This window comes from Paenibacillus sp. GCM10027626 (assembly GCF_042676285.1).
GTDB lineage: Bacteria > Bacillota > Bacilli > Paenibacillales > Paenibacillaceae > Paenibacillus_Z.
Window position 1 is genome coordinate 82,780 of the sequence record NZ_JBHTHC010000010.1, and the last position, 23,316, is coordinate 106,095.

Here is a 23,316-nt window from a genome sequence, read left to right on the forward strand (position 1 = left end):
TCTCAAGGTTTATTAATGGCCGACCAGTTGAATTGCTCCTCAAATACTTCAAACATCTGCTCCATCGTCCGCATGCCCGACTGGATGCGCGCTTGATCCTGCAGCGCCATCTCCCGCAGCACCGCATTGAACAAAGCCAGGGGCGCGGTGTAAGAATCAAGAAAGCTAATCGATTTCGTCGGTGCGAACAAATTGACATTGCCGTATTTGGCGAACGGCGACATATGCGAATCCGTCAGCACGATAATCATGAGCCCGCGCTGCTTCGCAATTTCCACCAGCTTTAACGTCCGGTGGCAATATCTTGGAAAGCCGCTGACGAGCAGCACATCCTCCGCCTGCAAATAGGTGGCATATTCCGCCGTTTGTCCTTGCGGAATCAGCTCGGCATTGCCCAGCAAATATTTGAGAATAAATCCGGCAAACGCCGTCACCGACAGGCCCATCCGCCAGCCGCCTACCCAAATATGCCTTGCCTGCAGCAGCATGCCCGCAGCTTGCCGCACATCCTCGACCGCATTGAGCATCCGCGTTGCTTCAATATTGCGCATCTCGGCCGAATAATGCTCATGAATCCATAACGACTGCTCCGGAAAGGCGCTCGTCGCCTCCAGCCGCGAGATGGCCCGCTGCTTGAACAGCGACTCCTTGATCGCCAGCTGCATTTCTTTGTAGCTGCTATATTCCAGCGCTTGCACCAGCCGATGAATCGTCGCTTCACTGACAGCCGCCAGCTCGGCCAGCTTTTTGGCCGGCATCATGGCAATTTCCATTAAATTTGTGGAAATATAATGGGCGGCCTGCTTTTGCGCAGCGCTTAATGTATGAAAATGAGTTTCGATTTTTCCCTGGATTTTCAGCCCTGCCGCCTCCCGAACCGGTATCTGCTAAATGACTGCCGTACCGCGATGCTGCTTGCACCATACAGTCACATCGGATACATCCGCAATGATGGACGGGTATTTCAGTTCCTCGATCCCGGTCCTGCCGAACCGGTTGATTAACAGGCAATCCATCCCGACCTTGCCTGACCCGACCACGTCATCGTAATAGTTGTCGCCGACATACAGGCATTCCTCCGGCCGAAGGCGCTGCTTTTCCAATGCCAGCTGAAAAATTTGCGGATCAGGCTTCTCGATTCCGACCTCTGCCGATACGATAACCTCATCCAGCAGTTCATCGAGCCGATTGTCCTTCAGCACCTGACGGGCCGACAAATCCCAGTTCGAGATTAGCCCTACCCCGTAGCCCGCCTGTTTGAGCTGCTTCAGCGTTTCGCGCGATCGCGGGTATGCCTTCCAAATATCGGCCGTAAAATAATGCTCATTACGAAAGCAACCGATCACCTTCGATAAATCAAGCGCCAGCTTGAGCTCGTAATTGACGATGCCGATATACCAGGGAAAATAAGTTGCCGGATGCTGCCCGAGCACCCCGGGATATTCCCGCATAAACAGCTTGTCTGTCTGATGAAAGGCGAGCCGCACCTCTGCCAGCGGCTTCTCGATCTGAAACTCCTTCCTAAGTATGTCGTGGTAGAGCCGCCCCTTGTCCCGGTCAACGAGCGTATACCCAAGGTCAAACCATACAAACTTCAAACCCACTCGCTCTCCTCCTCATTATTGCTTGTCGTAAACACTTCATTTTTTGTCATTTGATTCATTTGCTTCACGGCTATTGTAAGCCCGTTATGTGAATGGAATGTCAGAGCAGTGTGATGTGTTTGTAAATCGGCCCGGGGAGTGTTCAACTCGTCCGTCATTTTTATGCGATATAAAATTTATACTTGATATATTTTTTATATTCGGTATACTTATGTTCAAGAAGGAGGCTGGCGTCATGGAGGTTTGTCCGGATTTACAATTTGCCTTTCAAATTTTGGGGAAGAAATGGAATGGACTGCTTATTCATTATTTGTCGCTCTGTCCAGAGCAGACAGCCCGCTTCTCGGAGATTAGACGGGATTTACCTGCCATTACCCCGCGTGCGCTTTCACTTAAACTAACCGAATTAGGCGAGTGTCAGATGATTGAGAAGCTCGTCAGCACCCAGCCATCGGTAGATATATGCTATCGCTTGACAGAGAAAGGCCGCGCCTTGACCGAAGCGCTCGGTCCCGTCCAGCAATGGGCGCGCAAGTATCGTCACGAGTGCAAGGCATATGAACAATAAAGGAGAGAATAGCAACATGGCGAAAAACAATTTGAACAATATGATGTGCGATTTGGAGACAGGGGTATGCGGCGAAGCCGGGAGTAATGCGATGGAATTTATCGATCTTAGCGCGCCAGCGAAAAAAGTAACACTGTATTACACGACAGATCCAATCTGTTCCCATTGCTGGGCGCTAGAGCCGGTGCTGCGCCGCTTTACCGAGCAGTATGGCGATTACATTCAGCTTCGCACGATCATGGGCGGACTGCTGCCCAACTGGGATGGCTTTGCCGATGTAAGCAATGGGATTGGCAAGCCGGCCGATGTTGCCGCCCATTGGCGCGAGGTCGGCGAGCATTCGCGGATGCCGATTGACGGCTCGCTCTGGCTGGACAATCCGATCGCCTCTTCCTATCCGCCATCCCGCGTGTTCAAAGTGATTCAGCAGCAAAGCGACAGTGGCGCTGCGATCTTTTTGCGCCGGGCAAGAGAAGCTGTTTTCGCCTTCAATGCCAATATTGCCGATCCGGCGGTGCTAACACAGCTCGTTGATGAAATCGGACTCAACGGCGCAGCGATCGTGCAGGAAGCCGAGATGACTCATGCCCGGCAGCTGCTGGAGGAAGACTTTGACCTTGCCCGCTCCCTCGGCGTCCGCGGATTCCCGACCGTCATCATGGTCAATGAAGAAAATAAAGGCGTGAAGATCGTTGGCGCCAGATCGCTGGATACTTATGTTGCTGCGTTATCGCAAATTGTTGGCGACTCAAAGCCGGCAGCCAAGCCAGTACCGCCGCTGGCCGCGGTGCTCAAGCAGGAGAAGCGGTTGTTTGCCAAGGAGATCGAGGTTTTGTATGACTGGACACCGGAGCAAGCCGCCGAGCAGGTTCGACAGCAGCTTGCAGCAGACAGCTATACGATGCATGAGCTGCTTGGGGAATGGTATATCGAGGGGTTGAAATCGTAAGAACAAAGGCGCTTCACAGTACTGAACTGGGAGCGCCTTATCAAGGTGTGATTAGTTGCCAGCTGCCGCCCGGCGGCGTGGCTGCCGGTTGACAAAATAGATGCTGATTACAATTAGCGCAATGCCGATGAGTAGCGAATAAGTAAGCTGTTCATGCAAAAACAGCGTTCCGGAAATAATTGCAACGATCGGAATCATAAAGGTGTAAGACGCTACCTTGCTCGCTTCACCGGAATCAATCAACTTGTAAAATACAAGCCAGCCGATAGCGATGACGAAGATGGATATAAACAGCAGCGAGCCAATAAAGGCCGGCTCCCAGTCAATTTCCGACCAGCGCTCCATCAACGAGCCTGCCCCGGACATGAAGATACCGCCCAACAGCAATTGCATGGTGACCATCCAGATTGGATCGACATGCTGCGCTTTTTTCTTCACATAGACCGTCCCCGCCGCCCAGCTCAGAGCTGAACCCAGCGCCAGCAAAATGCCTGTCACCGAAATATGCCCTGTCATTCCGCTGGAACCGACACAGATCGTTCCGACACCGGCAAAGCCGAGCAGCAGTCCCGTTATCTTCAAAGCATTCATCGATTCGCCCAGCCATAGCCAGGAGAAAATCCCGACCAGCACCGGCTGAATAAATACGATCGCCGAAAATAATCCTGATGGCAAGTATCCGAGACCGATTGTTTGCAAGCCGTAATACAATGTAATATTGACCGCTGCCGTCACGGCATATACGGGCCAGCTTTGCCGCCAGCGCAATTGTCGAATGCGGGGCAGCGCGACAATAAGCAGCAGCAGCGCGCCAAGCAGTGTACGGATGCCTGAGAATAAGATTGGCGGCACATAAGTGAGGGCATATTTGGACAACGGCCAATTGATTCCCCATACAAGGACAAGAAAACCGATCAGCAGTACAGTTTGCAATTTCGATAATGATTTCATCCGGGCAACTCCTTATAAAGCTGTGCGATGCCCTCTATATTACGCCTTTAATCAAGCACTTGTCTATACCCGCCCGCATTGTAACCGATTGCTTGCGCCATAAGCTCTGTCAAGTCCTTCCCTTGGCTGCGCAGATCATCAATATAAATATCGTCCTTAAGACGGCCTTCATGCAAAATAATCGCCCGATCGATCACATTGTCGATCTCATCGATGATATGGGTAGACAGCAAAATGGTTTCCTTCCCCTCCATACTGCCGACAAGCAATTTCAAAAAATCAAGGCGAGCAAATTTATCCTTGCCCAAAAACGGCTCATCCAGCAGCATATAATCGGCACATTTGGCATAGCCGGCACAAAGCTCCAGCTTTGCTTTTTCGCCTCTTGAGAAGCTCCTTATTTTACGTTTGGAGGGAAGCGACCAAAAGCGCAGCAAGCGTTCGTAACGCTCTGTATTAAATCGCGGGAAAAAATCCGCTAAAAATTTGCAGTATTCCTCTGCTGTCATACTTGGCCAGTAGCTGCCCTCTTCGGTCATAAACGCCAGCCGCTCATACTGCTCGCCCACCGCACGCCCATCGATCAGCACTGTACCGTTAGACAATTCGCCGATGCCCATTATCGCCTTCAGCAAAGTCGTCTTGCCGCTGCCGTTGCTGCCCAGCACACCTACGATCTCGCCTGTCGGAATCGTTAAATGATCGATATACAGCGCCACCCGATTAGCAGGGCGATAACGCTTTTCTACATATTGCAGTTCTATCATCGCCGACCCCTCCTCTTTAATTGTTGCGCAGCTTGATGCTCAATTCCCGAAAGGTGCGAATGACCCGTTCATCATAGGTAAAGCCGCTGTGCGTCATTTCATAATTAATGGCTCCGATTAAATCATCATTTACATCCGTCAGCAGCTCGCCGCGATACACGGACTTTCCCGCCTGGTAAACATCAATCCAGAAATGCCGTGGCCAGGTGAGATCATAAGATCTTTCGTCATTTTCGACACTCCGCACGATACGCACAATATACAGCCGGTCATCCTTATGCGTCATATAAGAAGAGTCAAATGTCGGGCTTTGCTCCCCATCCCGGAAAGTGACCCGCAAATCGCCGTCCAGCTGCACGCCATCGCTAAGATCCAGGCTAATGATTGTCCTTGGCACATGACCGTTCTTCACATTGTCATCGCCGCTGCGACGAAAGCTGAGTTCCAGCGTCATCCGCTCGTCATCTGCGAAGGCTTCATAGTTTTCAGAATGATTGCCGCCCTTCGTCCCAGCATCCGTCCTGCTATCCGCATCACGGCCCGCTAAGAAATCCGGCACCGCCGCTTCCCCTACACGCTTGCCGCTGGCAGGATCATAAGCGCTTACGAGCAATTGTGTTCCTTCTGTACGAATAAGCACCAGCCGATTGCCGACAGCCTCGAGCCCCAGCACCTCGGTTTGTCCCCCGGACAAATCAATCGCCACCAGACGCTTGCTCGCCCCTCCATCGAATGAAAGGGCGTAGATGCTATTTTCACCCTTGTACTCCTTTGTCGTCGGTACGGTGAAATACAGTTTATCTCCGATTTCTGCCAGCCCGTACTCCAGCCCATTGGTATAGGTGGCATGAAATTCCGTGGCATCCGCCTGACCGCCGCCTGATGCAGTCGGCGAACCGGATGACAGGCTGCCCTCTCCTTCACCTTCAGGATAAATAAGCTCCGGGAACATAACATCCAGCTTGCCGGAGCCTGTAATCATTCCCTGCTTCCTCTCATTGTAACGAACTTCAAAGCTGCCATGTCCGAAGATCGAATAATAGCGCGAACCGATCCGTTTTTCTCCGCCGGGAATAATACTGCTTCCAGCTAAAAGGGAAGGCCGGGCATAAATTTCACTTGCCGTCGTCACTTCCCCCCGCTCGATCTGAAAAACAGTCCGGTAATAGCTGTCCCCAACTAATCCCCGTATAATGACATCGTTCAAGGCCGCACGGTCTCCGCTTACATCCTTCAACTCGAACCGCCCCTGTTCCTTCGCTCCATATACCTGCCAGCTCATAATGCTAATTGTAAGTACCGCCGCCAAGGCCGCAGCCGCCGGCAGCAGCTTCCTCCATCCCGTCCGCATGCTTTCCCTCCTCCTTTAACGCTGTGCGCCTGCATTTACACAATAGCTCCGCGCTTCACTAATCTTATGCCATAGCCGATAAACCACACCGTACAGCCCAGCAGCAAGCTTACATGCCAATACTGCGCAGCAAGCGAATCGCCATAAGGAATATCCAAACGCGCATTAATAGCGCGGATCATCAGCCAGATCGCGGCAATAAAAGGCACGATCGCCCAGAAACGCTTGGCACGCTCACAGAGCACAACATAATAACAGCCGCTCGCTAATACCACCAGCAATGTGAGTGAAAACAGCCACTCCGGCCAGGTCGGCGGCAGAAGCAAACGGAAAAATCTGGAGCGGACAAACGCCAGAAACAATCCGTTCTCTGTAACGAATCGTCCATCGCCGTAGCTGGCTACTTTCGAGGCATAGACGGAATAGCTGAGGGCAATACCCAGCAGTTGGGCAGCAATCAGCACCAGCATACTGATGCATAGTGCAATCAACTTACTGGTATACACATACATCCGCTTGATTGGCAGCGTAAGTAAGGTATACACGCCTTTGCTCCCCCAATAATCGCCGTAGACCGTTTTAGCGAAAAATAAGAGCAGCACCAGCAAATACAAAATAAAAACTGCACTCCCGCCGGCGGAAAGAAATAAATCCTCAAACCGCTGATGAATCGTAAATTCGTTATAATCCCGCAGCGCCGTATAAACAAATAGGCACGGTGTCATGATTACGCCGCAGGACAGCAGCAGCACCGCCAGTGCCCAGGATGAGAACTCAACCTGCAATAATTGATATAACCGCTTCATAGCCCCGCCTCCATTGTATGATCCCCTTAGTACATTCGACTACTACTGATCCCAAAGCTCACTGATCAGATCGACTACTCTTTTGAATGACAGATTGACATCCTTCGCAGAATGGATAAAGGCTGTCACCATCTCGCGGGTCAGCTCTTCCTCGATCCGTGCCAGAATGGCCTCATCTACATATACGGCACTGCCCTGCGTGCCTGCCGTATGCACAAACCCTTCATCCTCCATGAGCTTGAATGCTTTCTGGGCGGTATTCGGGTTAATGTTCAGCTGTGCGGCAATCTCCCTGCGAGATGGCATCCTGTCGCCCGACCTCACGATCTTTAATAAGATCTGACGCTTCACAAACTGGACAATCTGTATATAGACAGGGTCTCTCGTATTCAGCCGCAATTCTTGAAAATTCAACACTGCTCCGTCACCTTCCGATCCACAACTGTATTATGTGACTAATACAATATTCTTGTCAATAAGAAATAAAAAAATAGGCAGGCGAGGAGTCGCTAACTCCTCCAACCTGCCTATGCTGACTTGCTTAAAAGCTTGCCGGTGTATAGCCCATTTCCTGCAGCACCTTATTCGCCTCTTCGAGCCACTCATCGCCGCCATTGCCCTTCCAGCCGGAAAGAAGCTGATCATATGCTTTTTCGAAGTCATCGGCAATGATCACTTTCGATACAGCCTCACCGAGGAATTTGCCAAGATTAGCGCCAAGCCGATCATTGACCGGGCGCGGCACAGTGAAGGTCGGCCCTACCTTGCCGTATTTCCGGACCATGTCATAGAAGGCCACTGTCAATTCTGCATGTTCTTGCAGCTTCTCAGGTGTCTGCAGATCAGGATGCGATGCATTTTCCTGTTTAATTTTTTCAAGATCTTCCGTCACCTTCAGCCCTTGCTGCATAATTTCCAGATCACCATAGCCCAAAATCCACAAATCCTTCGCTCTTACATCCTTATCCAGCAAGGAAGCGACGCCATCCTTATTCTCCCAATGCAGTCCTTCAATGCCTCTGTTCAATGTTATCAGCACATCTGGCTGTACCATCCAGTTCAAATATTTTATAGCCGCTTCCGCTTTTTTGTCCGATGTGAACTTCGGAATCATAATCATCATGCCGTAATCGGCAACCTTGTTGAAAAACTGCTTGCCATGCTGATCAATGAATGGATCAACCGTTACGTACGTTACTTGCGGCGCTCCTTTGCGCGCTTCGAGATTTTGCGCAGCCGGCGGATTGTTCGCATCGAAGAACCCGATGTAGCCATTGCTGAAATCCTGTTTAAACCGTTGCGAATTCGCATCCGTAGCAAACTCTGGCGAAATTAATCCTTCCTTGAACAGCTGATTCATCCAACGGAAATATTCCTTGCCCTCAGGCATGAGGACAGACGGTGTAAACTTGCCATCGACATAATTGCCCGCCTGCCAGTAGTTGGATTCTGTGAACGGCCCTTGAGAATAAATGCCCATTCCCGCCATCGTTCCATACAGGAAAGCAGACTGCCCCGAACCGGTCAATGCCGGCAAGCCGAACGGTACAACATTATTTTTTCCTATACCGCCCGGATCCTTTTCTTTAAAAGCTCGCAAAACCTCTGTCAGCTCATCAAGCGTAGTCGGCACTTTCATGTTTAATTTATCCAGCCAGTCTTTGCGAATGGACATATTCGATCCGGTATACGGATTACCGCGCAGAGCCGGAATGGCATAGCGGACTCCTTTATACGTACCAGCCTGCTCTAATGCTATAGCATTATTCTTTTTGATGTCCGGGCCAAACTTGTCAAGCAGATCGTCAAGCTCGCGCAGGCCGCCTTGCTCGGCAAACCGGTTCATAATACCAATATCGTAGGTGAGGATAATGTCAGGCGCGTCACCTGATGCCATCCAAACTTGCAGCTTCTCGGACTCCTCCGCCCGGGGAATTTGCGCGAACTCTACTTCTACACCTAATGGCGCCATTTGTTCATTAATGTATTTCAAGATGACATTGTCCTTCATCGGGGCAGCATCAGGCGGTGTAATGCCCCGATCCCATAAAGTAACGCGAATTTTCGTTATTTCTGCCGGCTCTGTTTTGTCCTCTTCTTTGGGCGGCGCGCCCTCTTCCTTCTTCTTTCCGTTGTTTGTGTCTGCCGGCGGCTTCTGGCCATCGCCGCTATTGGAGCTGGAACAAGCAGCAAGGAACAAGGACGTCACCAGTATGACCGCTATTACCCCCATAAGCCCTGAACGCAATACTCGCATTCCCTTTCATCTCCTCTTATATAAATTGGTCCGGCGCAAAGCGACCCTATCTTTATTTGCGCTTTTCCTGCTTGCCTAAGTGAAGACTAACCTTTAACCGACCCAAGCAGCGCGCCTTTGACAAAATAACGCTGCAAAAACGGGTAAACGAGCAGAATGGGCAGCGTTGCGAAAACGATAACCGCCGATTTCAACGATTCCTCAACGACATTTAATTTATGGGTGAACTGCATCGTCTCGAGTGAAGTATCCATTTGGGACAGCAGCAAAATGTTGCGCAGCTTCACCTGCAGCGTGTAGAGCGCCGGATCATTCAAGTAGAGAATCGCCGACATATAGGTGTTCCAATGTCCAACTGCATAAAACAAGCTTAATGTAGCTAGCGAAGCCGTTGACAGCGGCAGCGCAATCTTCAGCACGTAGCGCGTATTGCCGCAGCCGTCAATAATTGCTGCATCCCGCAGCTCGGACGGAATATTTTGAAAAAACGTCTTCATAATGATGACATTAAAGGCGCTAATCAAGCCCGGCAGCATCAGCGCCCATAGAGAGTTGATCAAGCCCAGCTCTCTTACCAGCAGGTATCCCGGCACCATCCCGCCGCTAAACAGCATCGTAATAATCATAAAATTCATAAAATATTTGCGTCCCCACAGATCGGTCCGCGACAACGGATAGGCGGTCATAATCGTAAACAACATATTTAGCGCGGTTCCGACGACAGTAATATAGACCGTAACCCATAACGAGCGAATAATGGCCGCATCATTGATTACCGCTATAGCCGCATCCCATTGAAAGCCGACCGGCCACAGCACGACTTTCCCCATCTGGATCGCTTCATTGCTGCTGAATGCATTCGCCACAGCGTTCAGAAATGGGAATAAGCAGACGAATGTAAACAGGGCGATTAAGGTATAGTTCGTTATATGAAAGGCAATGTCCCAGCCGGACATCATTCCGAACAAACGGCCTGAAGACTTTTTCAATTGTTTTCCCTGCATTGCGCTTCCTCCTGATCATTTCGTATCGCTTACCAGAGACCGTCATGCCCCATCTTCCTCACGGCGTAGTTCGCACTAAGCAGCAGGACCAAGTTTACGAGAGATTGGGCCAGACCGATCGCTGTCGTAATCGAATAAGCGCCCCGCATAATGCCAAGCTCGTAAATCCCAATACTTAGCACAGTAGACACATCATTAACGACCGGGTTTGCCAGCGCGAACGGATGCTCAAAGCCGATCGACACCATGCCGCCAATCGCAAAAATGAGCAACACCGCCATCGTCGGCATGATGCCGGGAATCGTAATATGCTTGATCCGCTTCCAGCGGCCTGCGCCGTCAATAACGGCAGCCTCATACAATGCCGGATCAATCGTCGTCATCGTAGCTAAATACAAAATGGTGCCCCAGCCTGCTCCCTGCCAGATGCCGGATAACACATAAACAGCAATCCACCAGCCTTTATCGATCATAAAATAAACACTAGGCAGGCCAAACCATTGCAAGATCTCATTCACAATGCCATATTTCGGCGATAAAATTTGATACACAATGCCGCCAAGCACGATCCAGGACATAAAGTGCGGCAAATATAACAGCGACTGACTAATGCGCTTGAACACTTTAGCCCGCAACTCGTTCAGCATGATCGCCAAAATAATGGGAGCCGGAAACCCGATCAGCAAGCCGAGAATATTGAGCACTAACGTATTTTTTATCATGTTGGAAAAAGCCGGCATCCGAAAAGCTTCATAAAAGTTTTCCAGCCCGTTCCAGGGACTTTCCAAGATGCCTTGAAAAATATTGTACTGTTTGAAGGCAATGATGATGCCAAACATCGGAATGTAGCAAAAAATGACAAAGTAAAAAAATCCGGGGACAAGGTATAAATAAAGGTCGTAGTTTTTGCGCAGCTCGCGCCACAAAGGACGTTTACGCTTCGGAGCCGGGGCTGAAGCGGGCGCCTCATCCGGCACTGTCGTCACTGGGTATGCTTCCATTTCACCACTACTTTCTTGTAAAGATGCAAGCGATATTGCCGTTTAACCGGTCACTGCCTAGCTGGTGACAACTGTACTGGCAGGAAATAGATGCAAGCTTTCTACTAGAAACAATAAGGCCATCGATTGCCCGTACGGCATAGGGCATTGCGGAATATTTTTATAAAATTCCAGCGTCCTCCCCATCCGCGTTCCGTACGATACGCCATGCACCGCACCCGTCTCATCGATTTTCCCCATTACGGCATGAAGCGCCTTTAACCCTACCTCGGCATAATCCTCGCTCAAGTAGCCTTTGCGTACGGCCTTTAAAATCCCGTATCCAATCCCTGCCGTCGCCGACGTTTCCTCATAGGAGCTCGGGTCGTCCAGCAGCGTGTTCCACATTCCGCTCTCCGCCTGCAGCACCGACAGCTTCTGCACCTGACGCTCCAAGGATGAAAGCAGGAACATCTCTACACCTAACGGCAATTTGACGATATCCAAATAATCGACCAGCCCCGCCAAGTACCACGCGTTGCCCCGTCCCCAGAGGGCGCCGGCAAAATTGTGCTGCTCCAGAAATGTCCACCCATGATAGAACAAGCCTGTTTCTTTATCAGTCAAGTATTTCAGATGAACGAGCAGCTGCCGGATGCTCTCCTGCACGTAATCGTCCCGCTGCAGCAGCACGCCCATACGTCCTAAAAATAGAACCGTCATATAAAGCGTATCCGACCACAGTTCGCCTGTGTTGTCATTATCAACCGTCACATGTGTAATCCCAAATTCTGGAGTTCTTGGCATTTCAGCCGCTGCATAGCTGGCCCATTCCTCGCAAATGGCCAAATATTCTGCATTATTTTTCAATTCATAAAGGTAGCTGAGCGTCAGCAGCGGACACATCGTATTCACATTTTTTCCCGGCAATCCCCTTGCAAACTGCTTCTCAAACCATTCTTCGATATAGGAGAGAATGTCCTCGCGCCCGCTTTCCGTGTAGTATTGATAGAGCGAGAATAATCCTACCCCCTGTGACCAATCCCAAATATCCATCGAAATAATGCTGGCAGGCGTATCCTCCTCTATCGCAATATCCAAGTGCTTCATCCGCGCTACAATTTTTTCGATCAATTGTTCAATGTCATTTTTTTCGAGTTGGGCGTTAGCCATTCCATTTGACTCCTTCCATGCGCTAGTGATGGCCTATGCTCATACCTGTTGGTTTTTAAATTCCTTTGGTGAAATCCCTTCTACTCGCTTAAACACCTGATAAAAGTAAGAATAATTCGAGAACCCAACCATATCTCCCACTTCATTGACCTTATATTTCGCATTTTTGAGCAGCTGCTTTGCTACCTCGATCCTTGTACGCGACACCAAATCTGTAAAATGCACCCCTGTCGCTGCGTAAATCGTACGGCTGACATAGCTCTGACTAACGCCAAAATAATCGGCGACTGAAGCAAGATTAATATTGCGATTGTACTGCCCATTAATATAATCAATAATTTGCTTCACGATCGGGCTGTATGACCTGCCGTCACTAGCCAGCTTTTGCTGCATATCGCTGATCAGCCGAGTCAAAAATATTCCCGCTTCCTCCAAATCGTTCAGTTGATCGATCTCGCAAAGCAGCTGATAAATCGAACGGCCTAATCCATACTCATCACGGGTCGATTTGTAATAATGCTCGACAACGGCAATCGCCGCCTTGCCGACCATTCCCCGCCATACGGCTGGAAATCCATTGCTGTATTCATAAAGACGGGTCAAAAAGCTGGAGAGGTTTTGCTGCAGATCCATTTCCGATGAACAATCCAGAATAAGGGAAAAACGTTCCAAATCCTGCATGATGGGGCCATTGCCATCCAGTTGCACGTGGGGGGATACGGCTTGTGCGTTCACTGCACACGCGGGTTTGGATGATTCCTCCGGGCTTGCATGGTTCTCGCATGGCTGCAGCTCTTTAATGGCGCTATGAACAGCTTGATACAGCTCTTCCTTTTGAAGCGGCTTGATCACATAGGCATGCACTTTAAGACTGATCGCTTGCCGTGCATATTCAAAATTGCGATAATCCGCCGTAAGAATAGTTTTCGCGCGTGGGAGATGATTCTTCATCCAGTCGGCCAGCTCAAAACCGTTTCGACCGGGCAAACGGATATCTGTAATGAGAATATCTGGGGAAATATGTGTAATCATCCGCTGCCCCTCTGAGCCGTTATTCGCCTGACCCGCCACCTCGCAATTCAGCTTCTCCCAATCCAACGTACGGACAATCATATTGCGGACTGCTGACTTATCATCGATCACGACTACTTTTCTTTTCATCTGCCCTCCCGCCTTCTTTTGTGGGCTAATGATTGTATACTTATATCCTACCTATTGTTGTAAGCGCTTCAAATATTAATATTTTGTTTATTTATTAGTTTATTTGCTTTCAAGCGTATATTTTTCTGTCCTTTGCGATGTTCGCCAAGCACGTTGGGGATTGAGTTTGTCTCGACTACTTTGTTTTAAATCGAGAGTTGATTAATCTGACCTTATTACAAAAGCAACAATATTTAGAAAAAAAACTAAAACAACCTCTCTTTGCCCTTGTTGTTCCAAACCGAGGGATGCAAAGAGAGGCGCTATACTCCAATCATTTTTTTAATTGTTCCGCAGACAGTCCCATCAGCTCCAATACTGCATCTATATCCATGCCACCAGTGAGCAGCTTGCGGCCTAACTCAAGCAGTCCGTCTTCCATAGCAGCCTTGTCTTTCTCAAGGACTGACTTTTCTTTCTCGAGCACAGATTTTTCTTTCTCAAGTGCAGTGTTTTCTTTCTCAAGAGTAACCTTTCGCGTTTCTAGTACAGTAATTTCTCTCTCCAGAGTAACCTTCTGTGTTTGCAGGTCAGCTGTTGCAGCCAGAAGCTTCTCCATTTCTGCCTTGTATGCAGCGTCATCCATCATCGCTTTGTGCCAATACTTTACCCACACTTTCGGATCCCGGCTCATGTTCTCCCATTGCTCGAAAGCTTTCAGCAAATCCGGATCCTTTTCCATCGCGATCTCCTCCAGTTCTTTTAACAGGTCAGTCTGCTCCCCCCTGGCGGTTCTCTATTTCACAACCTGCTCGCTCAGGTACGCCCCCTAACGGCTCAGTCGTTCAGCCGGGATTCCGGTCAGCTCCACAACCTCATCCAACATCACGCCACTTGCCAGCAGCTTGTGCCCCGTTGCCAGCAGCCGCTCCTTCAACAGCTTGTTCTCAGCTTGCCACTGCTCGGCGTTTTGCAGGGTTGCGGTGATGAGCCCACTCTCCGTTTCCGGCATGCTTGCCGCCTGCGCCCGCCGCACACTTTCTACCTCAGCTTTGTAGACTGCATTCTCCATCATCGCCTCGTGCCAACGCTCATATTGTTCCCACATCTGCGGATCACGGCTTAAATCCTCCCACCGCTCAAAAGCATCGAGCAGCTCATCCTCTCTGCTCACCGCGTTCTCTCGCAATTGCTGCAATAGGTCAGTCTGCACCGCCCCTCCCTGGACGACTCCGAGCAGCAGCAGCCACCGGCACTCCGGTTCCAGCCACCGCTCCAGTTCACCTGCTGCTGCCCGCTTCAGCAATTTCGCCAATTCGAAGACATGAATTTCCACCTGATCCGGCATCGCATCCTGCACCGAACGGTCATAAAACCCAAACGTACTATGATAGCGCCTCATGCTTGGCAGCAAATCGGCAAAAGTGATTAAAATCGGAACCGTTCGCTTCAATCCGGAGCCAAGCTGCCCCCTTAAGATTTGTGTCGTATACCTGAAGCTCCAATTATGAAGCCGGCGCCTGGCCAAGTCAGGATCAAAGGCAAGCAGCAGCTCGATTTGCACAAATTTGCCGTCCTCTGTCTCAGCCATCACCTCCAGCAACGGGCCCGGCTCATGCATAGACGGCTGTCCCATATCGCTATTCAACATTATAACCTTCGTAATTGCCCCGGAACGGTCGGCTTTATCCATATCCCTTCCGCCCGATCCAAGCAATGCATTCAGAAAACCAACGAGTACCTTTTCGCAATCCAATTGACCAAATAACGATCGAAATGCAAACTCCGCCCGCAAATCGATATAAGGCGGTATGGCAGATGTACGATTCACTTCGTGCGGCATAGCTTTCATCCCCTTCTATTGTAGAACGAAACATTGTTAACTAATTGTAACAAAGATTATCCATATATGGGGATTAATTGGGCAGTACAAATTCTTGTTGACATTCAAAACGGATTATGCTTCATAACAAAGCGAAGCAATACGACTTTACCGACTCTCTTAAAAACCAAACAGCCCCTGCTTAAGCAGAAGCTGTCCGTTTCCATGATCTTCATTTTCTTTACATTGCAGCTTTTTTCATTTTCTGCATCAAGTAGGCAATTTCCAAAATAAGTGCGACCCGCCCGCTGCCGAGAATGGTAGCCCCCGCGATAAAAGGAGTTTTTCCGAGGAAAGCGCCTAATGTTTTGATGACGATTTCCTGATTGCCCAGCAGTTCGTCTACGGCCAAGGCCAGCCGCTTCTCCGCCGAGCCTACGACTACGATCGGGATGAACCTGCCAGCGCCATCCCCCCTGGCATATTGCAGTACATCGTGCAGCCAGACAAGCGGAATGACCTTATCCCGTATAACAATAACTGACTCTCCATGTACGGTCTGAACTTCTTCAACCGGAACGCGCACAATCTCAATGACATTATTCATCGGTATCACAAAATCGCGGCCGCTTACCTTGACCATTAATCCGGTAATAATGGCCAGCGTCAACGGAATGCGCACTGTAAAGCAGGTGCCCTTGCCCGGAGAGGATTGGATGTCGATCATCCCGTTAAGCCCCTCGATCTGGTTGCGTACAATATCCATGCCTACGCCCCGTCCGGATACTTCGCTCACCGTTCCGGCAGTGGAAAAACCGGGCCGGAAAATTAAATAGATCGCGCTCGTATCGGACAGCCGTTCCGCTTCGCCCTCTGTAATGATTCCTTTGCGCAAGGCCGATGCCTTGATCTTATCGGGTATAATTCCCGCCCCGTCATCCTCGACCGTAATGACAACCTGATTATCCTCATGGTACGAATTTAACCGGACGCGGCCTGCCGCTCTTTTCCCTTGACTGATCCGCACCTCTGCCGGCTCAATGCCATGATCGACCGCATTGCGGATCAAGTGAATGAGCGGATCGCTGACTTCTTCAATAATCGTCCGGTCAAGCTCTGTCTCCATTCCCTCAAGCACCAGCTCGATCTCTTTGTTCAGCTTTTGCGAAAGATCTCTTACCATCCGCGGGAAACGGTTGAACAAATGCTCGATCGGCAGCATGCGCGCTTTCATCACGCTTTCCTGCAGCTCATCCACAATCGTTGACATATGATCGGCAATATCGCTCAGTTTTTCGAGAAATTCCTCGTGAACGTCATGCCGGGAGGCCGACTGCTTCAACTGCACAAGCGAGGTCTGGTCGATAATCAGCTCACCGACCAGATTCATCAGATGCTCCAAACGCTCCACGCTGACCCGTATCGTTTGCGGCCCTTGCTTCAGCTTTTCGGCTGAGCCTTTCTCGCTTGAACTGCGCGCAGGAGCCTGTACGGGCGGCTTATAAGCCTCGGCGCGGGCGCTCTTGACATCTGTGAGAAGTGCGGCTTGCTCCTGCACCTCGTTCATTTCGAGGGAAGTGCTCATTAAAAAGACCGGTTCGGCGTACGTTTCATCGTCCCGCAGCTCAAAGCTGACAGGCGGATCGGATATAATAATGACGCCATATTTTGCTTCCAGTTCTTGAACGATTAATTGAAAACGGGCGGCTTTCATCAAACAGTCGTCGCTTAGCCTCAGCTGCAGCTTCATCAGCTGCAGCCCCGTCTCCACCGCTTCTTTTAACCGCAGCGATTGCTCCAGAGACGGCTCCGGCAAGCTTTTCATAGCCACCGGCATCTTCGCCGTTTTTTTATAATATTGCAGCTCATGCAGCAAATTGGAAATATCCGAATAGGGCGCGCTGTTCATATATTCGTCCCGCAATGTTTTCAGCATATCCAATGCTTGGAACAATAAGTTGATCAGCGGCGAGCCTACCTCCAGCTTGTTGCTTCTTACCATGTCCAGCAAATGCTCGACCTCATGCGTCAAACCTTTCATCTCATCAAATCCCATAACAGCCGAAGAGCCTTTGATCGTATGAGCCGAACGAAAAATCGATTGAATCGTTTCTTCCGAAGCATCCCTCTCCAAATGAAGCAAATCCTGCTCCATACGCTCTAGCTGATCCACCAATTCTTCGATAAAGGCTCCCCGGTAGGCTGATAGATCTTCCATTAAGCAACCGCCTCTCCCTTAGTCGCGAAGCAGCACTTCATCCAGCTTCAAAATCCCGACCAGCTTTTGTCCGTGAAGTCCGATCCCGGTGAAATTCGCTCCGCTCACGCCTCCAACATGATCGGGCGGCGGTTGAATATCCGGAAAGGTCGTCACTTTATTCACCTGATCGACGATAATTCCGACGGACTCTTCCCGATGCTTCACCACGACGATACGCGTCGCCTTCGTGTCCGGCTGCTCAGGCAGGCCAAACATGTGGCGAAAGCTGATAACAGGAACAACCTTTCCTCTTAAGTTAATGACGCCCTTCACATATGATTTGCAATGAGGGATTTCCGTAACGGTCTGCATTTTTATAATTTCATGAATTTCTTCGATTCTGACCGCATACAATTCTTCGCCAACCGTCATTTCTATGTACTGCTCCTGCTGTAATGTCCCCATAGAATCACTTCCATATTATATTTTGAACGTAGCGACCGAAGAATGGAGTCCGTCAGCCAGCTGGGCGAGCGACTGGGAGGTTGCAGCCGTTTCTTCCGAGGCGGCGGCCGCTTCCTCGCTCGAGGCGGATATCGCTTCTACCGATTGCATCACCTCTGCCGCTTGGGCCGCTTCCTCCTCGCAGGCCGCCGCGATTTCATTGACTTTGCCGGCCGAATCATTGACCATCCGAATGATGTTTTGGAATGCCACCCCGGTTTGCGACGATTGGGCTACGCTATCAGTGACGGCATCTACACTTTGTTTCGTATTGGCTTGTATCACTTTTATAATTGCCGATATCTCCTTCGTCGCCTCACCGCTTCGCTCCGCAAGTTTGCGCACCTCATCAGCTACGACCGCAAAACCCCTGCCCTGATCGCCTGCTCTGGCCGCTTCAATCGCAGCATTTAACGCAAGCAGGTTCGTTTGATCCGCAATATCGCCAATCACTTCGATGATGTCGCCAATCTTTAAGGAATCCTCCTCCAGACGGGCCATCATTCGGTTGACGGCTTCCATTCCTTCTACAGATGTTTGCACCACTTGTTCGCCTTCATGTGCGGTTTTCACGGTCAAGTTGGACAGTTCGGCAGCCTGCTCGGCACTGATCGCGACAGAATTGATTGCTATGCTCAGTTCCTTAAACAATTCCGTTATATTCTGAGCCGCGTGCGCCTGGTTGGAGCTGCTGCCGGCAATTTCCTCTGTGCTTGCCGAGATTTGCTCCGATGCCGAGGCCACATTTTGTGAGGAAAGGACAACCTCGCCGATCATTTGATGCAGACTTTCAATCATCTGATTGATCGCTAACGCCAGCTTCCCAATCTCGTCCTTGCTGTTAACTTCCGCCTTCTCGCGCAGATCGCCGCTCGCCACCTTGGCGACTAATGCAACCATCTTCGTCAGCGGTTTCGATATGGAACGGGCGATGGCATACCCCAGCAGAATGCTGAGAGCAAATGCAATCACAACAATGACAATCGTAGTGTTGCGTCCGTCCACATACGCCTCTTCCGACTCTTTATTCGACTGGTCAGCGATGCTCACATTTATATCAATCAGTCTGCTTAACGACTCCCTTACCTTGCTCCCTGCCGGAACTAACTCATTTTTTTGAAAATTAAAATAGGCTGCTTTATCATCCTGTTTTGCTAACAGCAGCGCTTGATCAAGCAGCTTCGTATAAGGCGGCAGCACCGAGTCATACACCTTAAGCTCATCTTTTTCCGGCTGCGTATATGCGATATCCCGGTACATATCAACCTTATCCTGTACTTCCTTCAAATATACTTTGATGTCTGCCTCCAGCTTATCCTTCTCCGCCTTCGTAGTAGAAAGCCCAATGTCCCGGATCGCTACCCGCATATTTTGGTAACTGTTCAGCCCGTCCGCCAGCCGCTGGATCGATAACAGATTGTTGTTATACATATTGCTGTTCAGATTGTCTACCATGCTTAAGTTAATAATCGAATAAATCCCGACAAGTGCTACAATAATCGCAATGACGATAAATGCAGAAATTAACTTTACCGATGTCTTCAAGTTCCTGTACCAATTCATAGTCTTATCCTCCATGTGTCGTATTCATCTTCAGTTGCTGTCAGGTAAATGGAGACACCTCTTTCTTTTCGATTTCTTTCGACATTGCAAACGCGTCTTTCGACCCTCTAATCCAAATGTCCATAGGGATAAATTCGTGTATTTTCATCTCCAATTTATTTATCGGTAGATATGCGATAGGAATTTAGTAGAACAAGCACAAAAAAACGGACCAGGGAGCAAAATCTTGCACCTTGGCCCGGTCTTAGCGGACAGACATCTTTTTATTTCGATACTGACTTGTACCAATCATTGACTTCTTTCGTAATTTGGTCGCCGCCGTTGGATTTCCAGCTGGCTACAAATTGGTCAAAGGCATCGATCGGCAATTTGCCGTAAATGATTTTGTTGAACGTCTCCATCTCGGATTGGCGGAGCAAATTCCATTTCGAAATCATCGTCGGCGTCGCCGCTCCGGTAAAATAGTTTTGCTTGCGAATGTCCATCTGCGACATGACAACCTTCGCCGCCGCCCAGTTTTCCGGCTTACGGAACTCGGCCATCTGCTTTTCATAAGGCGTCTCCGGATTGTGGCCGTCAGCCAGCTTCACCAGCGATTTCATGTACAGATCCGGAATGCGGGCCGGGCCGGTAATGAATGGGAAGCTGTTGTTGAAATCTTTGATTTTATCTTTATCGCTGGTCGGCTTTCCGTCTATGATATCCCAGTCATAGCCTTGAGCGAAGCCATATTCATATTTGCTGCCCGCTGCCGGGTTCGCCAGATTGTCCAGCATATAGTTGTAATAGATGAAAATCGCTTCCGGATGCTTCGCATCCTTGTTGATCATAATACTGCTGTTGACGCCGGAGTTTTGCCATTTGGTGCCCATCAGGCCGTCCGGACCGGCAGGTACAGGATAAGCTTTAATTTTTGCGCCTTTCACATTTTTCAGCAAGTCCGGCGCCGGCCAGTCCGGAACCCAGTTCGCGCCAGGCAAAATACCGGCCGTCCCTTTCGTCCAGCTCTCAGCCGATTTGCCTTCATCCCAAAGTGCGGAATCTGTATGAATATAACCTTTATCCATCCACTCATTCAGCTTGGCGAGCGCCGCTTTGGCGCCCGAATGAATCGATCCGTACTCCAGATTGCCGTCCGCGTCTTTATTCCATTGCTCCTGGATCGTGCCGTATGCGCCAAACAGCCAGTCCAGTGAGCCCATCCATGTGTTCGTATTGTTTTTCAAAGAAATCGCCAGCGGGAACACTTTTTCCGGCGGCAAGCCGTCCGGGTTTTCATTTTTGAATTTGTCCATAATCACTTCAAGGTCGGCAATCGTCTTGGGAGCCTGCAAATTCAGCTTTTCCATCCAATCTTCCCGCAGCCACAGCAGCGTATCGTCGTTGTCGGTATATTCGAGAACCGGCAAGTTATACTTTTTGCCGTCTCTTGTGAACGGATACCACAGCTCCGGATGCTCGGCCGCGTGATCTTTCAAAATTTTGTTCGCGTATTTATCGAAGAGCTCATCGATCGGCATAAATTGTCCGGAATCGATCAATTGGTTAGTCAGCACCGGGTTTGTCGGCACAGGCACGAAATCCGGCAGCTTCTCGCCCGAAGTAATGGCAAGCTGGAGTTTCTGATGATATTGGCTATCGTTTGCCGGATACCAGGTACCGTTATATTTGATCCCGAATTGCTCCTGCATCCAGCGGTCATGCACGTTGTTTTCTTTCGTGTCTCCATTCGTATATTTCTTCGGCATCAGCACCGTACTTATTTCAATCGGCGGATCGTATTTGCCTTTGGCAAAGGCTTCGTCAGCCGCATTCGCCGCTGCCGTATCCGTCTGAGGCGCAGCAGCACCGCCAATATTATTTCCGCTATCGCTCCCTTTACCGCTGCATCCTGCCGCCACGATCATCAGCGCTGCAATTGCGAGCAGCATTTGTTTTCCTTTCATCACTGACTCTCTCCCCCTGCTGAAGATGATTGCTTACAAGGTTACTTTACCAACTGATCAGGGGAATCATCTATAGGATTTTATTAGTTTCGATAAGACTCTGTCATGCTATTCACTGATGATCCCGGAATTCCTGCGGCGTTACGCCATACTGCCGTTTGAACACTTTAATAAAATAAGCCGGGTCCAAATAGCCGATTTCCGTGCTGATCTCATAGATTTTCTTTTCCGTAGCTTTCAGCAAATGCGACGCCCGCTCCATCCGCAGCCGGAAAACAAAATCGCTGATGCCTTCGCCCGTCTCGATCTTATAAATTTTGGACAAATGGGTAGGATGCAAATTGACATGATCCGCCAATGCGCGCAAGGAAACGTCCTGGTGCAGATTGGCCTCCGCATAAGCCTGTATTTTGCTCACGTAGGAAGAACGCATATCTTTCACTTCTGTGGAGATATTTTCTTTCAGTTTGCCCAAAACCGTCAGCGACCATTTACGCAATTTGGCAATTGAGGTCAGCGCGTCCCCGCTCTGCAGCTGCTCCATATCCTCGCCCAAAATAGCCGTCAATGTATGTCCGTTGCGATGAGCCAGATGCGTGAAAGCAGCGGTAAAAATGAAGCCTGCCTCGGCACAGTGCTCCCATGACTCCGACCAATGGCGATCCAGCTCAGCGCATACAGCCACCACTTTTTCTTCGGCCGCTTCCCAGCGCCCTGATTCCAACAGGCTGCCGAGGGCCGGCGGCATATATAATATTTCAAGTGAACCATGGGGCTGTTCAAGATCGCCTACACGCATCACAAATTCCCGCTCATCCCCAACAATTTGGCGAAAATAGGCGGCAGCCCGCTGATAGCTTGCCGGCAATTCTGCTGGAAAATGAAACAGCTCCGTCATAACGACTGACAGCGAGCCTTTCAAAAATTGCTTCACTTTATGTTCCAACTGCATGGCCAGCTTCTCGACCAGCGCTTCTTGATCGGTTTTAATCAGCTTTTCCGCAGCGCCCTTCGACTGCAGCAGGACAGCCAAATAGCCATGCTCCTCCTTTACCCCCCATACATAAAAATGATCGCAGGCGATCTCCTCGGCAATATTCATAATGGCATATTCGAGCAACTGCTGATCTTTCCCCGCATACTCTCCGAAACCATCCTCCATTCGCACAAGCAGCAGCGCGCTGTCGCCTTCATGAAACGGCAGCTCGCAGCTGCCGAGCCTCCGCGTCCATTCCTCCTCAGACAAACGATGTCCATGCAAAGCTTCAAGCAGCAATTGACCGCGCAGGAGCGGCAAATTTTCCCGCAGCGTATACTGCGTCCGCTCCAATGAGCTGATATTGTCCCAATCCGCATGAAGCTGCGCAATTGCCGCCCCGACAGCAGCAAACAGCTCCTCATCTGAAGGCGGCTTCAGCAAATAATCTACCGCCTGATGCTGAACCGCCTTTTTGGCAAACTCAAAATCGGAATGGCCGGACAAAATAATACATTTTATTTTTTTGTCCCTGCTGCGGATTTGTTCGATCAATTCCAGTCCTGTCATCTCCGGCATCAAAATATCCGAAATGACAATGTCGATCGGATAAGCCTCGACAATTTGGAGTGCCTCTCTGGCCGAATACGCTCGATGCACCTGTTCGATCCCCAGCTTATACCAAGGTTTATTCATCGACAGATTATCCACCCAATGCGCCTCATCATCCACAACGATCATTTGCATCCCTTTGC

21 protein-coding genes are annotated in these 23,316 nt (G+C 49.9%); 2 read left to right on the forward strand and 19 right to left on the reverse strand.

The annotated features are described in order from the left end of the window. Window positions 1-2: 2 nt before the first annotated feature. Both ACFQ0N_RS20125 and ACFQ0N_RS20130 read right to left on the reverse strand, forming a co-directional pair. Window positions 3-884 carry a MurR/RpiR family transcriptional regulator gene (locus ACFQ0N_RS20125; protein WP_379329787.1) on the reverse strand — a complete coding sequence of 294 codons (882 nt, stop codon included), beginning with the start codon at window positions 882-884 and terminating at the stop codon, window positions 3-5. A 3-nt stretch (window positions 885-887) separates the two neighbouring features. Beyond that, window positions 888-1,604, reverse strand: a complete 717-nt coding sequence (locus ACFQ0N_RS20130; RefSeq protein ID WP_379329463.1) for an HAD family hydrolase — start codon at window positions 1,602-1,604, stop codon at window positions 888-890. A gap of 235 nt (window positions 1,605-1,839) precedes the next feature. Between ACFQ0N_RS20130 and ACFQ0N_RS20135 the strand changes: the two genes are divergently transcribed. Both ACFQ0N_RS20135 and ACFQ0N_RS20140 read left to right on the forward strand, forming a co-directional pair. Continuing rightward, complete coding sequence (locus ACFQ0N_RS20135) at window positions 1,840-2,172, forward strand: winged helix-turn-helix transcriptional regulator (RefSeq protein WP_379329465.1); 333 nt, start codon at window positions 1,840-1,842, stop codon at window positions 2,170-2,172. A gap of 16 nt (window positions 2,173-2,188) precedes the next feature. After that, a complete protein-coding gene (locus tag ACFQ0N_RS20140; RefSeq protein ID WP_379329467.1) occupies window positions 2,189-3,121 on the forward strand; it encodes a DsbA family oxidoreductase in 933 nt (310 codons plus the stop codon). A 51-nt stretch (window positions 3,122-3,172) separates the two neighbouring features. Here ACFQ0N_RS20140 and ACFQ0N_RS20145 read toward each other — a convergent pair whose 3' ends face one another. From ACFQ0N_RS20145 to ACFQ0N_RS20225, 17 genes are all read right to left on the reverse strand, one after another. Continuing rightward, window positions 3,173-4,072 (reverse strand): DMT family transporter, encoded by a 900-nt coding sequence (locus ACFQ0N_RS20145; RefSeq protein WP_379329469.1) that lies wholly within the window; start codon window positions 4,070-4,072, stop codon window positions 3,173-3,175. A gap of 47 nt (window positions 4,073-4,119) precedes the next feature. Then, window positions 4,120-4,839 (reverse strand): ATP-binding cassette domain-containing protein, encoded by a 720-nt coding sequence (locus ACFQ0N_RS20150; protein ID WP_379329471.1) that lies wholly within the window; start codon window positions 4,837-4,839, stop codon window positions 4,120-4,122. Between the two features lie 16 nt (window positions 4,840-4,855). After that, window positions 4,856-6,190, reverse strand: a complete 1,335-nt coding sequence (locus ACFQ0N_RS20155; RefSeq protein ID WP_379329473.1) for a hypothetical protein — start codon at window positions 6,188-6,190, stop codon at window positions 4,856-4,858. 35 nt (window positions 6,191-6,225) lie between these two features. Then, window positions 6,226-6,996 carry a hypothetical protein gene (locus ACFQ0N_RS20160; RefSeq protein ID WP_379329475.1) on the reverse strand — a complete coding sequence of 257 codons (771 nt, stop codon included), beginning with the start codon at window positions 6,994-6,996 and terminating at the stop codon, window positions 6,226-6,228. A 42-nt stretch (window positions 6,997-7,038) separates the two neighbouring features. Beyond that, on the reverse strand, window positions 7,039-7,413 hold the full coding sequence (locus tag ACFQ0N_RS20165; protein WP_379329477.1) for a GntR family transcriptional regulator: 375 nt from the start codon (window positions 7,411-7,413) through the stop codon (window positions 7,039-7,041). Between the two features lie 124 nt (window positions 7,414-7,537). Beyond that, window positions 7,538-9,253 (reverse strand): extracellular solute-binding protein, encoded by a 1,716-nt coding sequence (locus tag ACFQ0N_RS20170; RefSeq protein WP_379329479.1) that lies wholly within the window; start codon window positions 9,251-9,253, stop codon window positions 7,538-7,540. Between the two features lie 86 nt (window positions 9,254-9,339). Beyond that, window positions 9,340-10,257 carry a carbohydrate ABC transporter permease gene (locus ACFQ0N_RS20175; RefSeq protein WP_379329481.1) on the reverse strand — a complete coding sequence of 306 codons (918 nt, stop codon included), beginning with the start codon at window positions 10,255-10,257 and terminating at the stop codon, window positions 9,340-9,342. Between the two features lie 29 nt (window positions 10,258-10,286). Next, window positions 10,287-11,258 (reverse strand): ABC transporter permease, encoded by a 972-nt coding sequence (locus ACFQ0N_RS20180; protein ID WP_379329483.1) that lies wholly within the window; start codon window positions 11,256-11,258, stop codon window positions 10,287-10,289. Between the two features lie 57 nt (window positions 11,259-11,315). Then, window positions 11,316-12,410 carry a beta-galactosidase BglB gene (bglB, locus tag ACFQ0N_RS20185; RefSeq protein ID WP_379329485.1) on the reverse strand — a complete coding sequence of 365 codons (1,095 nt, stop codon included), beginning with the start codon at window positions 12,408-12,410 and terminating at the stop codon, window positions 11,316-11,318. Between the two features lie 39 nt (window positions 12,411-12,449). Beyond that, window positions 12,450-13,571, reverse strand: coding sequence for a response regulator transcription factor (locus tag ACFQ0N_RS20190; protein ID WP_379329487.1), 1,122 nt, complete (start codon window positions 13,569-13,571; stop codon window positions 12,450-12,452). A 313-nt stretch (window positions 13,572-13,884) separates the two neighbouring features. After that, entirely contained in the window at window positions 13,885-14,292 is a 408-nt protein-coding gene (locus ACFQ0N_RS20195) for a hypothetical protein (protein ID WP_379329490.1), read from the reverse strand. Between the two features lie 87 nt (window positions 14,293-14,379). Next, window positions 14,380-15,393, reverse strand: coding sequence for a PD-(D/E)XK nuclease family transposase (locus tag ACFQ0N_RS20200; protein WP_379329492.1), 1,014 nt, complete (start codon window positions 15,391-15,393; stop codon window positions 14,380-14,382). Between the two features lie 220 nt (window positions 15,394-15,613). Further along, entirely contained in the window at window positions 15,614-17,590 is a 1,977-nt protein-coding gene (locus ACFQ0N_RS20205) for a chemotaxis protein CheA (protein ID WP_379329494.1), read from the reverse strand. 18 nt (window positions 17,591-17,608) lie between these two features. Continuing rightward, window positions 17,609-18,037, reverse strand: a complete 429-nt coding sequence (locus ACFQ0N_RS20210) for a chemotaxis protein CheW (protein WP_379329496.1) — start codon at window positions 18,035-18,037, stop codon at window positions 17,609-17,611. A 15-nt stretch (window positions 18,038-18,052) separates the two neighbouring features. Beyond that, the gene (locus tag ACFQ0N_RS20215; protein WP_379329498.1) at window positions 18,053-19,639 is read right to left on the reverse strand and encodes a methyl-accepting chemotaxis protein; all 1,587 of its coding nucleotides are present in this window, start codon (window positions 19,637-19,639) and stop codon (window positions 18,053-18,055) included. Between the two features lie 263 nt (window positions 19,640-19,902). Next, window positions 19,903-21,585 (reverse strand): type 2 periplasmic-binding domain-containing protein, encoded by a 1,683-nt coding sequence (locus ACFQ0N_RS20220; RefSeq protein WP_379329500.1) that lies wholly within the window; start codon window positions 21,583-21,585, stop codon window positions 19,903-19,905. Window positions 21,586-21,697: 112 nt separating this feature from the next. Continuing rightward, window positions 21,698-23,308: a response regulator transcription factor gene (locus ACFQ0N_RS20225; RefSeq protein ID WP_379329502.1), complete on the reverse strand. Its 1,611-nt coding sequence runs from the start codon at window positions 23,306-23,308 to the stop codon at window positions 21,698-21,700. Between the last annotated feature and the right edge of the window lie 8 nt (window positions 23,309-23,316).